Origin of the sequence: Bradyrhizobium guangxiense (assembly GCF_004114915.1) — a bacterium.
Taxonomy (GTDB): Bacteria; Pseudomonadota; Alphaproteobacteria; order Rhizobiales; family Xanthobacteraceae; genus Bradyrhizobium; species Bradyrhizobium guangxiense.
The window spans coordinates 2613124-2627510 of the sequence record NZ_CP022219.1 but is presented as its reverse complement, the minus strand read 5'-3'; the positions used below and the strand labels follow the sequence as shown (position 1 = coordinate 2627510).

Sequence of the window (14387 nt, the reverse complement as noted above, 5' to 3'; positions counted from 1 at the left end):
ACGATGAATATTCAAACCGAGCATCGCCACCCGACCATTGGTTCCACGCGATATGACGAGGTCTTCTACCCCGGCCACGTCTACGGGCTCACTCATCCGAACCATCTCGCGACGATCGCCGCCGTTTATGGCATGCAACCCGCTCGGGTGGAACACTGCCGGGTGCTGGAGCTCGGCTGCGGCGTTGGCGGCAATCTGTTGCCGATGGCCTTTCAATATCCGGCAAGTGAATTCGTCGGTGTCGACCTGAGCGGCGTAACGATCGAGCGCGGTCAGCGAAATATCGCAGCATTGGGCCTGAATAACATCAAACTCCTGCATTGCGACATCATGGATGTCGACGCAAATTTCGGAGAGTTCGACTACATCATCGCCCACGGCGTATTTTCTTGGGTGCCGCCGGCGGTGCGGGAAAAGATGATGACGATCTTCAAGCGGAACCTCGCGCCGCAAGGGGTCTGCTACCTCAGCTACAATGCGCACCCGTTCTCACATCTGCGCGACATGGTCCGCGACATGATGCGGTACCACACTCGCCACCTCACCAGCATGAGGGAAAAAGTAGGACAGGCCCGCGCAATCCTGAAGTTCTTGAGTGAGGGCTCGAAGGCCACCTCGGTCCACGGTGCGGTCATGCGCGACCAGTACAACCGCGTCCTCAAGTCTCCCGACGAGCTGTTGTTTCACGACGATCTCGACGACGGCGCCGAGGCATTCCTGCTGCAAGAGGTTGTCGAGCGCGCAGGCTCCCATGGCTTGCAATATCTAAGTGACGCCGATTTCTCACGACGCAATCTGGCGGGCTATTCCGAGGAGGTGCGCGCGACGTTGCAACGCTTCCCAGACAGCGAGTTCATGGCGCGCGACCAGTATCAGGATTTCATCGACGGGAACGGCTTTCGCCGTACTCTGCTCTGCCACGACGACGTCTCGCTCTCCCGCCAGATCGACCTCGATTTCATCACCCGCTTCTATTTGCTGAGCACGACGAGCCCGGTTGATCCGGACGCCTGCGTGGCCGACGATTCTGCGATGGAATTCGAGAATCAGGACGGTAGCAGGATCAAGGTGACCAATCCGCTCTTGAAGGCCGCGCACCTGTATCTCGGCCGCGCCTGGCCTCGCGCACTGTCCTTTGACGAGTTGCTCGCCGGCGCCCGGGCGCTGCTTGGCGGCCGAATGGCAGATGATGACGAAAGGGCGCTGACTGAGGCGATGTTCATTCTGGCTTGCAGCGGCGAGGTCTCGTTCCTCCTGTCGCGACCGTTCCTTTTGGAGGGCGCGTCGGATCGTCCGCAGGCGAGTCTTCTCGCCCGCAAGCAGGCGCAGACAGGTCCCCTGGTCACCAACCTCCTCCATCAGACGGTGCAGCTCGAGGACGACCGAACCCGGGACTTTCTGCAATTGCTCGACGGTACCCGGACCATCGACCAGATCACGACCGAAATGACCAAAAGATTCGGCGAGACCATCCGGATAGAGCAGAAGGATAGCGCCGGATCCACCGCCGAGCCGTTGCTGCTGTCGACACGAGAGAGCGTTCAGCGTTCGCTTGCGATGGTCGGCAAGCTGGGCTTGCTGGCCGCCTGAGGGGTTCAGCGGGTTGGCCTGTCCGAGAAGGACGAACGGCATGAAGGCGAGAGCTCCCGCTCTCTGACGGAAACAGCTTAGGCCGATCAGCCGTCGTGGGTGTATTGCTGGCCAAGAAGCCATCCCGTGACAATGCCGGCCGGACCGCTGGTATAGACACCATTAAGGCCAACGCCGGCGCGCAGCATTCGCCATTCACTTTCGCCGACCCAGGGAATTCCGGGATCACCCTTCTGATATTGCGACAGCAGCGTTCGGGCGACTTCCGCGGCATTTGCGTAGATCGGCCCGTTGGCCCAGCGAGGCCGGGGTAGGCCCGTCATGCGGCAATAGAGGGCCGTGCAGACGTAGGCGGACGCCTCTTCCGCATTGGCGTCAAGGCCGGTGCGCAAGAGATCGTAAGCGGCATGCAGGGCCTCGTGGACGATATAGGCCTCATCCATCCGGCCCGTCGCGGATACGACCTCAAGAGTATTCGCAGCAACCGCAGTGCCGTCGGCTCGGGTCCGCGCGACATCGTTATATTGCGCAGCAACACCGGCCGCGAGATCGGTCGGAACCCGGACGGTGACCTGTCCCAACCGGATGGCGCGTGCGACATGATGGAACGTTTGCGGCGCAATCGTCACATGGCTGCCGCGGATCGGAAACCGGAAGCGAATGCGTGCGACCGCTGGGCCATTGAGCACGTCGAGTACCCTGCTCCGCAGTGACATTGGATTGTCCTCGCTGTCGAGACCACCCCATGTAACGTCGTCGGCGCTGCCGGTTGGGAGGTTCAACAGTCTATGCGTCAGCGTGACGGGAACTTGGTCACTGGAGGTGACTTAGGCGCGGCCGGCAGCACAATTGAGCGAACTGAAATTGAACCCGGCCCGTTTCGGGCAGACCAATCAAAGATTAGTCTCGCCTCGGAGGGCGGCCCTGCGATGACCAGCACCCCGACCACGACCGACACTTTCCGCAAGATCGCGGCGCGGCTGACCATGTTTCGGCCGCAGATCGATCTGACGCAATATTTCGCCGGTCCCAACCCGGATGTTCGCCTTTACGACGAGAAGCCCTACATCAGGCATCAGCTCGAGCAGTACGGCGTTGCGGCCGCAACGAACACACTCGATGGCGTCACCTTCCTGCCGACGAACTGGGACGACCTGATCAAGAAGCTACGCATCGCCAAGACACCCGACGGATTCGACGCTTTCGCCGAGGGGCGCAGCCCGGAGAAATCATCGCATTGGGCCCTCGATTTGTCGATGGCTGCGACGATCGGCAAGGGTTTTCGAGAGATCTGGCGTCCGAAGCTGTCCGACAGGCCACTCTCGACGCGTGACCTCCCGGGCCGGCACGGCTTCGGGCTTGGACGCGACCGCGGGCAATGGAGCGACGCCTACAGCTCACAATTCGGCAAGGACCCGCAGCCGCAAGACATTACCTCGCTGCATTTCGCAGTAGCGCCCGATCGGGTCAACGTCCACATCGACGAAACGGGCTTCGTATTCGAGGGCGCAGACGGCGCCCTCACGGTCGGGCCGAACTTCGCGCACCACGCTGGCAACGAACTATTCTGGAAGAGCAACCCACATCTGCCGCGTTGGGCGGCCGAACATATCGACCTCATCCTGCCGAACAGCGCGAACGACTTTTCGCGCTTGGGCATTTCGGTCGACATGTACCAGCGCAAGGACTTGCGCGTCACGGTCACAGGCTCCTGCGGAATTTTCGGCGGATTCGAGTGCTCGGGAACGGTGAGCATCAGTGGGACGCACGATTTGCTCGGCTCGAAGCCCAAGGGCGCCCGCTGAATTGGATCGGGCGCCTACAAAACTCTGACGCCGAGGATCCGCCGTTGCCTGACGGTGTGCGGACCATCGACCGGATCACGACTACCGCGGGAAGGTGCATTGTTTGCTGTCGAAAGGCAGCTAGATCGTCCCACCCCCAACGAAGATTTCGACGACCACAGCCCGATTGGCGGCCCTGTTGATCACGGTCGTGTTGTCTTGCAGATACTCGTAATGTGGAGCTGGCTTAACGGAGAAGACGCGCGAGCGGGCGCTGGGGCCGAACAGGTGAAAGACATTCCTGGCCCGCCCCGTGCGCAGGAAAATGTTGTTCCGTTCGCTTCCGGTGCTGTCGCTGTATCCGACGATCTGAAACTGAAGCGACTTGTCAGTCTCGAATCGCATGAGCTGCGCTGCCAGCAGCGGATCGCGCTTGGCGATGGTCTTGAGATGCCGCCAGTCGACGCCGAAATCCCAGATGATGAGATATTGGCAGGCACCGACCGGCGGGACCAGACTGACGTCCGCACCGATGTGGCCGACCTCGGTGCGGGACGTCGCAACTTCGTTGGCCTGGTAGGGAAAGACGTCGGCGCTGCGAACCTTGGCAAGCGGCACGCACTGTCGTTCCGGGGCCGCCAAATTGGGCATTTTTTCCACGGGGCCGGGCGGCGTGTCTCGAGGCAGAGGTTGCGGCGCGCGTCCCATCGCAATTTCTCCCCTTGCTGGCGTGGCCCGTCCAAAGCTGAGCACCGAGGGAGCGTGCGCTCCCAGCACAGCTTGACTAGTAGTGACGCGAGCGGTCGGCAGGTTCAAAGGCGAGTTGCGGGCGCCATGGAATCACCAAGGCTTTGGCCACACCATGCGGAACACGTCACGCAGCTTTATCCTTCCAGCGCGATTTGTACTTGCGAGATGGTAGACGTCGAAGTTGGCCGACTGTCAGCCGATGCCGTCAGCGGTCATTGGACCACAATCCATTGATAGTCCGGTTTCCCTTGTCGATGTCCAGACTAGGTAATCCGGAAGTTCGGTGACGCGCCGGGCGATCTCGGCGATCTTTGCGCCCCGTTTGCGGGCGGCGCATCGCAAAGTCTAACTTCGTCGCAAAAGGGCATCGCTGATCTTCTCGGCCGCCATGATCACGGGAATGTTGGTATTGGCCGTCGGCAACCGCGGCATGATCGAGGCATCCGCCACGAAGATATTGTCGCTGCCGATCACCCTGCCCTCGGCATCGACCACGACCATGGGGTCGGGGGGATCGCCCATGCGGCATGTGCCCACGGGGTGCCAGACGCCGAACACGCTCTGCCGCACGAAAGCTTCGAGCGCGCGGTGGTCGGCAAGCGTGGCCTGGAAGGCCGTACCGTTGAGCAGCGCGAGCCGGATCAGAAGTTGCCGAAGGCCAACGGGCACGTCGAGCATCGGCCCGAGGATGGACGCGACGATGCGGTTGACCGTGCCATACCGGCTCAGCCGTTTGATGCGCGAGGAATACGAGGCCGGGAAGAAGTCACCGGCCTCAGGATTGAGCGCGGGATGGACGACAAGGCTCGCAAGCAGGCGGACGGACGCAATCATCCGTTCGAGATCACGCGGATCGGACAACAGGTTGAAATCGACCACCGGATAGGTCCTGGGATCGCGGCTCGCCAGGGTGAGCGAACCGCTCGAATGCGGCCGGTTGCACCAGAGGAAATAGAGCCCGAGCCGCGTGCCCAGCGCATGCCAGCCGCCGCGCGCCGAGGCCGTGATGTACATGTCGGAGGGATCGCAGCCCGCCAGTTCCGACGAGAAGCGCATCGCCGCAAAGTTTGGGCGCCGCTGGGCAAGCGGCAGCCGCAACTGCCTCGGCAGGTATTGGCAGAACGTCAACGCGGGATGGTCGCGCAAATTGCAGCCGACCCCGGGCAGATCGATCGCCACGGGAATGCCCAGAGCTTGCAGCGCCGCACCGGGGCCGATGCCCGCCCGCATCAGGATCGCCGGCGATTGCAGCGCGCCTGCCGTGAGGATTACGCGGCCGGCACCGACGGTGAGCCTTTCGCCGCCGCGTGCGACCATCACACCCGTTGCGCGGCGACCGTCAAGCTGAAGTTGCTCGACCCCGCTGTCGGCCCAGATGGTCAGGTTCGGCCGCGCCCGCGTTGCCGCATCGAGGTAACCGGCGGCCGTGGAGACGCGCCGGTCATTGCGGTTCGAAAACGCCGGCGGAAAAATGCCGTCCTCGAACTCGCCGTTCTGGTCCTTTCGGAACGGCAGGCCAGTTGCGGACCACGCCTCGCCCACCGCATGGCCGAACGGCGGCATCGCTTCGCGCGCGATGCGGCGGATCGGGATTGGGCCATGCTTGCCGTGCAGCGGTCCGTCGAAATCGAGATCGGTCTCGAGCTTTAGGAAATACGGCAGCACGTCCGCCCAACCCCAGCCTCGCGCGCCGAGATCGCGCCATTCATCATAGTCCCGCGGCAGGCCGCGATTGGCCGATTGCACATTGATGCTGGAGCCGCCGCCCATCACCCGCCCCTGCTCGTAGGCGCGGACGACCGGTTTGCCCTCGGCATTGCGGCCGGCTGCCGCCGACAGACCCGGCCAGATGTATTTGTCGCCGAAGAACAGCGTCATCGGATAGCTGTCGAGGATCTCCGGCGGCGTTGCCTCAGGCGGCGTATCCATCCCGGCTTCGACAAGAAGCACGCGACGCGTTCTATCCACGGACAACCGGTTGGCGAGCACACAGCCCGCCGACCCGCCGCCAACGATCACGTCGTCGAAATGCAGCTCATCCATTCCCGTCTCGTTGTGCAATTCGATGGACCAGCGCGGCCGTTGCGACCGCGCTGGTTGAGCCTAGCGGAAGTCTCCCTTGGTCTCGGGGATCACGATCGCACCGATCAGGTAGATCACGAACACGCCGACCGCGAAGGAGGCCAGCGACATCGGGATTTCCGCCGGGCTGCCGCTCACCAGCGAAACGAAGGTTGGCATCATGCCGCCCAGCGCGAAGCCGATGTTCCAGGACAGACCAGTGCCGCTCGCGCGCAGCGCGGTCGGAAAACGCTCATTCAGGAAGATCAGCACCGGCGCATAGCCCGCATTGCCGATGAAGGCGATAGCGAGTGCATAGATCGTAATCTGCGTCGTGTCCTTGGTAGCCGCAAGGTTGAGATAGCACAGCGGCAACAGCACCGCCGCCAGCACGCCGATCAGAAGGAAGGTCTTCTTGCGGCCGATGCGGTCGCTGAGCGCGCCGACCAGCACGGCCGAGAAGAATGCCGACACGCTCGCACCCATCAGGATCAGCGACGAGGTCTGGTTCGGGACCGCGTTGATGACCTTCAGGAAGCTCGGCAGATAACCGGAGGTCAGGTAGTAGCCGGCTCCGCCGCCGAAGGTGATCAGCAAGTTGACCAGCAGCACGCCGCGATATTCGCCGGAGAACACGTCCTTGACGGGCGCCTTCGATACCTTCGCCTGCTTGTTGCCCTGCTGGCGCTTGAGCTCCTTGAAATAAGGCGACTCCTCAAGGTTGCGGAAGATGAACCAGCCGAGCAGCGAGCTCAGCAGGCCCGAGAAGAACATAAAGCGCCAGCCCCACACGGCAAAAGCATCGCCGGGGAAGACCGAGGACGTGATCAGGAAGATGAAGGATGCAAGCAGCGCGCCGATGCCAGCACCGCCACCGCCGACCAGGCCGGACATCGCACCACGCCATTGCGGCGGAACCGATTCGGTGCCGATCGTGTGCGTGGACGCCACGACGCCGCCGACAAAGATGCCCTGCACCAGGCGGAGGATCAGGAATATCATCGGCGCGATGACGCCGACTTGGGCGATGGTCGGCAGCAGACCGAACGCCGCCGTGCTGAGGCCGACACCGACAATGGCGACCAGCATGGCCTGCTTGCGGCCGTGCACGTCGGCGTAATGGCCGAACACTGCGGAACCCAGCGGCCGCATCAAGAGTGTGACAGCGAAGGAACCGTAGACCGCGGCGAGCGACAACGCCGCATTGCTCGACGGAAAGAACAGTGCGCCAACGACCGGCGCCACGTAGAGCAGAATGAACAAATCGAACAGATCGAGTGCCCATCCGAGCACCGACGCGATGATCGCGTTGACCATCTGCTTATTGTCTGCGGACGCCTGTGCGCCCGCGACCGGGATATCCATCTCAGCCATGTTGTTTACCTCCCCCGTTTGAATAGCGCCGCGGTCCGCGTCATTGCGAACCGCGGCAGTCCGTTGCGTCGTGTCTCAGCGGCCGACGAATTTCGGCGGACGCTTGGCGTTGAAGGCCTCGACACCCTCCTTGAAGTCTTCGGATTGGCGCAGGCGGCTGTAGCAATGGCCTTCGAGCTCGATGGCAATGGCGAGCGTCGAATCCTCGGTGTCGTTGAGGAGCTTCTTGGCGGTGCGCTGCGCCAGCGGCGAGAAGGTACGGAGCTCGTCGACGAGCTTGTCCGTCGCCCTCTCCAGCTCGGCATCCGGCACGCATTCGGTGGCGATGCCCCACTCGTAGGCCTGCTTGGCCGAGATGCGCTTGGAGCGCATCACGATGTCCTTGGTCCGGGTGATGCCGACCATCTTCTGCAGCCGGGCCGAACCGCCCGAACCCGGGATCTGGCCGAGCTTCTGCTCCGGCAGCGCGTATTGCGTGGTCTCGGAGGCAATGCGGAAGTCGCAGGCCAGCGACAGCTCGAAGCCGACGCCGAAGCAATAGCCCCGGTTAGCGACGATCACGGGCTTGGCGCAGCGCGCGGGCGCCGCGATGTTCCAGGCGAGCTTGGAGACGTGCTCGGGGCTCGCTTCCATGAAGCCGCCAATATTGCCACCGCTTGAGAAGTGCTCGCCTTCCCCGCGCACCACGATGACGCGCACGCGCGCATCTTCGTCCAACGTCTCGAAGGTCAGCCTGAGCTGGTCGCGCTGCGGCATCGCCACGACGTTGTAGGGCGGGCGTCCAAGGATGATGTCGGCGCGCTCATGCGCCTCGTCGATCTCGACTTTGAACCCGTCGAGTTTTGCGAGCCGGGGATCAGCGAATGTATAGGGTGACGGCATCTCTTCTTCCTTCTGTTGATGGGTGTGGCGATCAGGCCGCGTCCGACGGCGGCAGGCGCTCGGCCTCGTATTCCCCGGCGACAAGCAGTCGCCGCAGCAGCTTGCCGACCGGCGATTTCGGGATTGCGTCGACGAAGACGTAGCGGCGCGGCCGCTTGAAATTGGCAAGGCCCGAGGTGCGGCAGAACTGCTCCAGTTCGACCTCCGAGACCGCGCGGTTGCGCTTGACGAAGGCGGCAACGACCTTGCCCCACTTTTCATCGGCGACGCCGACCACCGCGACCTCGTCGACGGCGGGATGCAGCGACAGACAGCTCTCGATCTCGACCGGCGAGACATTCTCGCCGCCGGTGATGATCATGTCGTCGACGCGGCCGGTAACGAAGAGATCGCCGTCGGGATCGACGTAGCCGGTGTCGCCAGTAAAATACCAGCCTTCGCGCAGCGATTTTGCGTCGGCCTCGGGACGGCGCCAGTAACCTTCGAAAGCCTCGTCACCGGCGAGCGTCGCGATGATCTCGCCCTCCTCGCCAACGGCGGCAAGATCCGCAATCGACCTCGCGCCGATGCGCACGACCTTGACGTGCTGGTTCAGCCCCGCCTTGCCGGCCGAGCCGGGCTTTGCGGCCGCATTCTGGTCGATCGTGAAAGTGTAGATCTCCGAGCTGCCGTAGTGATTGACAAACAGATTTGGCTTGAAAGCATCGTTCAGTTTCTTCAGCAGGCCATCGGTCATCGACGCACCGGCAAAACCGAGCTTGCGCACGGTGGAGACGTCGGTTTTGGCAAAGGCCTCGTGATGGACGAGGTCGTGATAAAGCGTCGGCACCAGATAAAGGTTGGTGATCGCCTCCTTCTCGATCAGCGCCAGCGCGTGGCTGCTGTCATAGCGCGGCAGGCAAATAAATGTGCCGCCGATCAGCGACATCGCCAGCAGGGAGCGGACACCCATGGTGTGGTAGAGCGGCATCACGCCAAGCGTGCGCTCGCCGCGACCGTAGAGATTTTGCGCGACATGGGCGATCGCGGCAGCGCGTTCTGCGCGATGCCGCCGCGGCACGCCCTTTGGGCGCGAGGTCGTACCGGAAGTATAGAGCATGATCGACGAGGCATCGGCGCCGACGCGCGGCTCGGCGTCCGGCGCGCTGTTCTTGATGAGATCGGCGAAGCTGGTCGCATCGCCAGTCCCGGGATCGACGGACACACGCAGCAGCTTGCCTGCCAGCGCCGATCCCTGCACCGCCTCGGCGGAGATGTCCTGATAGAACACCGCGCAGGCTTCGGCATTGTCGATGCAGTAATCGAGCTCGTCGGCCTTGGCGCGCCAGTTGATCGGCGTGATCACGAGCCCTGCGAACTGGCAGGCCCAGTGCAGGGTCGCCGCCTCCCAGCGGTTCTGCAGCAGCGTGACGACGTGATCGCCGGGCTTGAGGCCGAGGCGGTCGAACGAGGCGACCAGCGCGGAGATCTTGTCGTACCATTGCCGGTATGTCAGGCGCAGATCGCCGTCGACCAGCGCAACCGCATTGGGATCGCGCGCGGCGCTGGCCATGAAGCTGCTGGCGAGATCAAGCATCGGGCGTCTCTTTGTTGGATGAAGCAAGCTCGGCGGCGGCCTCTAAGGTCGCCTGGATGATCGGGGTGTAGCCGGTGCAGCGGCAGATATGCCCGCTGAGGAGATCGCGGATCTCCGCCTCGGTCGGCGATGGATTCTTCGCGAGGTAATGGTCGAGCGACATCAGGATGCCGGCGGTACAGAAGCCGCACTGGAGGGCGTGGTTGCGGCGGAACGCCTGCTGCAGCACACCCAACCGGTCGGCCGAGGGGGGGAGCCCCTCCACCGTTCTCAGCTCGCAGCCATCGACCTGCGCCGCGAGCGTCAGGCAGGACCGCGTCAGCATGCCGTCGACGACAATCGTGCAGGCGCCGCAGACGCCGTGCTCGCAACCGACATGGGTTCCGGTCGCACCGAGCTGGTGGCGCAGGAAATCGGAGAGCAGCATGCGCGGTTCGGCCTCACCCTCGACCGGCTTGCCATTCAGCGAGAAACGGACGGGATGGCGACTGTCTGCCTTGAGACGGGTCATTGCAGCACCTCGCCGATCAGGTCGCGGCCGATCATCCGCACGAGGTCGCGGCGATAGCGCGCGCTGGCGTGGACGTCGTCGCGGGCTCCGAGTTCATATGCAAAGGTATTGAGAGCGTCGTCGAGCGCACTGCCCTCCAGGTGAGGCCAGTCGCGCGCGGTCGGGACATCAGCGACGCCCCCGACAGCGAGACGCACGCCCGTCGGAATCTTCATCGCAGCGCAGGCGACGATGGCGAAATCGCCGTGACGACGCGCGACCTCGCGGAAGGCGACGCGCGCCCCCTTAACCACCGGCAGCGAAATGCCCTCGATCAGCTCGTCATCGGCACGCGTGGTTAGCATCATGCCGGCAAAAAAGTCTTTTGCCATGACGTGGCGGCGGCGCCTGGTGTTGCGCAACAGCACCTCACCACCGAGCGCGACCAGCGTCAGCGGCATCTCTGCGCTGGGATCGGCATGCGCGAGGGAGCCGCAGATGGTGCCGCGGCTGCGAGTCTGCATGTGTCCGACCCAAGGCAGCGCCAGCGCCACCAGCGGCAGCGTCTTGGTAAGATCCGGCCAGGCCAGCAGATCGGCCTGGCGCACGCCCGCGCCGATGACGACGGCATCGCCCTTGCGCTCGATCTGGCGCAGCTCCCTGATCCCCATGATGTCGATCAGCAGCTTTGGTTTGGCCAGACGCATATTCAGCATCGCCATCAGCGATTGCCCGCCCGCGAGCACACGGGCATCGCCGGCCTGCTGTGCGAGGCCTTCGAGGACGTCACTGATGCTCCCGGCACGGAGATAGTCGAATGCGGGCGGCTTCATCGGCGCCCTCCGAACAGGCTGGCCAGCTTCGCCAGCAGCGCGAACAGTGAGAAGCCGCCACCCTCCGCGCCACCGCCGCCGGCCTTGCGAGCGAGCGCGGTGAAGAACTGGCCGATGATCACGCGCGTTGCGCCGTCGAGCAGGCGGCCGCCGATGCTGGCGACCTTGCCGCCGATCGCGGCGTCGTAGCTGTAGGTCAGCCTGGTGCCGCCATTGCCGTCGGGCGCCAGCGTGATGCGTCCCTCGGCATTGCCGAAGCCGAGCGCACCGGTGGCGCCGCCGCGCAAGGTGACCGCACGTGGCGGGTCGAGATCGAACAGCTCGACATCGGCACGATAGCGGCCGGTGACGGGACCGATGCCGAGCGTGACATCGGCGCGGAAATGGGTGTCGGTGACCTTGTCGACGCGCTGGCAGCCCGGAATGACCGATTGCAGCGTCGCGGGATCGAGCAGCATGGCCCAGACCTGTTCGGGCGCGCCCTTCACCACAGCCTGCCCCTCACCGCGCAAGCGCCGATCATCATCGCGCGCGGGGGCAGCGGTCACGCGACCCGCGGGAGGCGGCGGTTCAGCGCCGCGCACGAGCTCCACGAGCCGCGCCGGCACCAGCGGCAAGGTGACGTCGGCAACGCCAAGCGCATCGGCTACCGCATTGGCGAGGCACACCGGCGTCGACATGCAATTGCCTTCGCCGACGCCTTTTGCGCCGAGCGGCGTGAACGGCGACGGCGTCTCCATGTGGAATATCTCGGGCTCCGGCACCTCGGTGGTGGTCGGCAGCAGATAGTCGGCAAGCGTGCCCGTCAGGAAGCTGCCGTCCTCGGCATAGGCATATTCCTCGAGCAGCGCGGCGCCTAGCGCCTGTGTGAAGCCGCCGCGGATCTGGCCGTTGACCATGCCGGGATGAAGGATGGTGCCGCAGTCATGCATGGTGACGTAACGGTCGATCCGTGTCTCCAGCGTGACGCGGTCGATCTCCACGCCGCAAAAGTCGAAGATGAAACCATGGCAGAGCGAGGAGTTGATGCGGTCCTCGTCGTCGGGCGCCGTCAGTTCCGGTGGCGTCCAGAACACGGTCTCGCGGATGGTCTGGCCGGCATCGTCAGGCAGCGAGCCCGGCGACCAGTGGCTGAGGGCTGCGACGCGCGAGAACGCGATCCGGTTCTCTGGATTGTGTTTTGAGGCGACGAACCCTTTTGCAAAAATGATGTCGGCAGCCTCGACGTTGAGCTGGCTGGCGGCGATCCGCGCAAGCTTGCCGGCGACGCGCTCGGCCGCAATCTTCGCGGTGCCTGCCACGGCCGCGGCAAAACGGCTGGCGTAATTCCCTGACGCGATTGACCAGGCGTCCTTGGCCGTGTCGATCTCGGTGTTGACGCGAATGTCCTTCGGCTGCAGGCCGAAGACGTCGGCAACGACCTGCGACAGCACGGTGCGATGGCCCTGCCCCTGCGGCACCGAGGCGACGTGCACGGTGACGCTACCGACCGGATCGAGGCCGACGGTCGCGGTCGCCTGCGCGCCGTTCTTGGGACCCGCCTTGCGACGCTCGGCCGCGGTCAGCACAGTGGTGATGTAGCCCATGTTGGAGACGCTGGGCTCGACCACCGCGGTGAAGCCGATGCCGTAGAGACGCCCCTCTGCCCGCGCCTCGTCGCGCTTGGCTTTCAGTTCGCCAAGCCTGCCCTGCTCGACCGCTTGCGCGATCGCTTCCTGGTAATTGCCGGAGTCGAGCAAGGCTCCCGTCGCAGTGCGATAGGGAAACGCGTTCGCCTCAATCAGGTTGCGCTTGATGACATCAAGCGGGTCGAGGTTCAGGCCGATCGCAATGCGCTGCCCCAGCCGTTCCAGCGCGAAATAGACCTGCGGCCCGCCAAAACCGCGGTTGAGGCCAGTCGGCGTCTTGTTGGTGACGACGACGCGATTGCGGACCTTGACGTGGCTGATGTCGTAGGCGCCGGTCAGATTGCCATGCATGCGATAGAGCGTCGCCGGCTCGGGCGCACGCAAGTGCGCGCCGCAATCCTCGACCTGGTCCCAGTCGAGCGCGAGAATCTTGCCATCCGCGGCCACCGCCGCCGACAGCTTGGTCGCGCGATTGGTGGCCGACACCGATGCGGTGAGATGCTCGAGCCGGTCCTCGATCCATTTGACGGGTCGTCCCGTGCAGCGCGCCGCCGCCGCGATCAGCACGATGTAGGGAAATACGCCCTGCTTGACGCCGAAGCTGCCGCCGGAATCCGGCGGCGTGCGCAGCCGCAACCGGTTGCCCGGCACTTTCAATGCCCGCGCAATCACCGTGTGGATGCTGAACGGACCCTGGAAGTTGGCGAGAACCTCATAGGCGTCCTCGCCCGCCTCGTGCGAGACAACGACGCCATAGGTCTCGATCGGCGTGCAGGAGTTACGGGGATAGCGGATGTCGATGGAGAAGCGATGCGGCGCATCCGCAAAGGCTTTTTCCGGATCGCCATAGCGGAAGGAACGATCGCTGGCGAGATTGCCGGGAAAGCCGTCGTGCAGCACCGGTGCCTCGGGTGCGATCGCGCCGAGCGGATCGACCACTGCCCCGCGCGGGCTGTATTCGACGTTGATGAGCTCGGCCGCGTCCTCGGCGCGGGCGCGATCGGTCGCCACGATCACGGCAACGGGCTCACCAACATAGCGCACGCGGTCCATTGCAATGGGCCAGCACTCGACCGGCGCCTTCACGCCGACGACGAGGCTCGTGGTGACGGCCTTGACGTCGCTGCCGGTCAGAACCGCGGCGACGCCCGGCAGGCGCTTTGCAGCTTCAGCATCGATCGAGAGAATATCGGCATGTGCGTGCGGCGATCGCAGGATGGTCGCATGCAACGTGCCGGGCGCAACGCCCAGATCGTCGATGAAGCGGCCGCGGCCGGTGAGCAGCGCAGCATCCTCCACGCGCTCGATCGAACGCCCGACCCACGGTTCATCGCCGCTTCCCGGATTTGCGGATTTGACCGCCTGCAACATGTCCCGGCATACCTCCCGACGCGCTCTTTGACGCGACGGTGACAGATG

At 64.2% G+C, this 14387-nt stretch carries 11 protein-coding genes; 2 read left to right on the top strand and 9 right to left on the bottom strand.

All coding sequences use genetic code 11. The annotated features are described in order from the left end of the window. Positions 1-3: 3 nt before the first annotated feature. The gene (locus X268_RS12240; protein ID WP_164937680.1) at positions 4-1590 is read left to right on the top strand and encodes a class I SAM-dependent methyltransferase; all 1587 of its coding nucleotides are present in this window, start codon (positions 4-6) and stop codon (positions 1588-1590) included. Between the two features lie 86 nt (positions 1591-1676). Here X268_RS12240 and X268_RS12235 read toward each other — a convergent pair whose 3' ends face one another. Continuing rightward, entirely contained in the window at positions 1677-2306 is a 630-nt protein-coding gene (locus tag X268_RS12235) for a hypothetical protein (protein ID WP_128925192.1), read from the bottom strand. A 72-nt stretch (positions 2307-2378) separates the two neighbouring features. Here X268_RS12235 and X268_RS12230 point away from each other — a divergent pair, with 72 nt between their 5' ends. Continuing rightward, entirely contained in the window at positions 2379-3395 is a 1017-nt protein-coding gene (locus tag X268_RS12230) for a hypothetical protein (protein WP_245477868.1), read from the top strand. A 120-nt stretch (positions 3396-3515) separates the two neighbouring features. Here X268_RS12230 and X268_RS12225 read toward each other — a convergent pair whose 3' ends face one another. From X268_RS12225 to X268_RS12190, 8 genes are all read right to left on the bottom strand, one after another. Further along, the gene (locus tag X268_RS12225) at positions 3516-4082 is read right to left on the bottom strand and encodes an OmpA family protein (RefSeq protein WP_128925191.1); all 567 of its coding nucleotides are present in this window, start codon (positions 4080-4082) and stop codon (positions 3516-3518) included. A gap of 387 nt (positions 4083-4469) precedes the next feature. After that, positions 4470-6167: a GMC family oxidoreductase gene (locus X268_RS12220; protein WP_128925190.1), complete on the bottom strand. Its 1698-nt coding sequence runs from the start codon at positions 6165-6167 to the stop codon at positions 4470-4472. Positions 6168-6227: 60 nt separating this feature from the next. Next, positions 6228-7559 carry an MFS transporter gene (locus X268_RS12215; protein WP_128925189.1) on the bottom strand — a complete coding sequence of 444 codons (1332 nt, stop codon included), beginning with the start codon at positions 7557-7559 and terminating at the stop codon, positions 6228-6230. Between the two features lie 75 nt (positions 7560-7634). Beyond that, entirely contained in the window at positions 7635-8441 is an 807-nt protein-coding gene (locus X268_RS12210) for an enoyl-CoA hydratase/isomerase family protein (RefSeq protein ID WP_128925188.1), read from the bottom strand. A 31-nt stretch (positions 8442-8472) separates the two neighbouring features. Further along, a complete protein-coding gene (locus X268_RS12205) occupies positions 8473-10017 on the bottom strand; it encodes an AMP-binding protein (protein WP_128925187.1) in 1545 nt (514 codons plus the stop codon). Then, complete coding sequence (locus tag X268_RS12200; protein ID WP_128925186.1) at positions 10010-10528, bottom strand: (2Fe-2S)-binding protein; 519 nt, start codon at positions 10526-10528, stop codon at positions 10010-10012. The genes X268_RS12205 and X268_RS12200 overlap by 8 nt, the downstream gene beginning before the upstream one ends. Further along, positions 10525-11340, bottom strand: a complete 816-nt coding sequence (locus X268_RS12195; RefSeq protein WP_128925185.1) for an FAD binding domain-containing protein — start codon at positions 11338-11340, stop codon at positions 10525-10527. Before X268_RS12195 ends, X268_RS12200 begins: the two co-directional genes overlap by 4 nt. Further along, positions 11337-14339, bottom strand: coding sequence for a xanthine dehydrogenase family protein molybdopterin-binding subunit (locus X268_RS12190; RefSeq protein ID WP_164937679.1), 3003 nt, complete (start codon positions 14337-14339; stop codon positions 11337-11339). Before X268_RS12190 ends, X268_RS12195 begins: the two co-directional genes overlap by 4 nt. Positions 14340-14387: the final 48 nt, after the last annotated feature.

Excerpts from the sequence above, each read along its gene's own strand:
- X268_RS12240 (WP_164937680.1), top strand. The coding sequence starts at position 4 with ATGAATATTCAAACCGAGCATCGCCACCCGACCATTGGTTCCACGCGA.
- X268_RS12235 (WP_128925192.1), bottom strand. The coding sequence starts at position 2,306 with ATGTCACTGCGGAGCAGGGTACTCGACGTGCTCAATGGCCCAGCGGTC.
- X268_RS12230 (WP_245477868.1), top strand. The coding sequence starts at position 2,379 with ATGCGTCAGCGTGACGGGAACTTGGTCACTGGAGGTGACTTAGGCGCG.
- X268_RS12225 (WP_128925191.1), bottom strand. The coding sequence starts at position 4,082 with ATGGGACGCGCGCCGCAACCTCTGCCTCGAGACACGCCGCCCGGCCCC.
- X268_RS12220 (WP_128925190.1), bottom strand. The coding sequence starts at position 6,167 with ATGGATGAGCTGCATTTCGACGACGTGATCGTTGGCGGCGGGTCGGCG.
- X268_RS12215 (WP_128925189.1), bottom strand. The coding sequence starts at position 7,559 with ATGGCTGAGATGGATATCCCGGTCGCGGGCGCACAGGCGTCCGCAGAC.
- X268_RS12210 (WP_128925188.1), bottom strand. The coding sequence starts at position 8,441 with ATGCCGTCACCCTATACATTCGCTGATCCCCGGCTCGCAAAACTCGAC.
- X268_RS12205 (WP_128925187.1), bottom strand. The coding sequence starts at position 10,017 with ATGCTTGATCTCGCCAGCAGCTTCATGGCCAGCGCCGCGCGCGATCCC.
- X268_RS12200 (WP_128925186.1), bottom strand. The coding sequence starts at position 10,528 with ATGACCCGTCTCAAGGCAGACAGTCGCCATCCCGTCCGTTTCTCGCTG.
- X268_RS12195 (WP_128925185.1), bottom strand. The coding sequence starts at position 11,340 with ATGAAGCCGCCCGCATTCGACTATCTCCGTGCCGGGAGCATCAGTGAC.
- X268_RS12190 (WP_164937679.1), bottom strand. The coding sequence starts at position 14,339 with ATGTTGCAGGCGGTCAAATCCGCAAATCCGGGAAGCGGCGATGAACCG.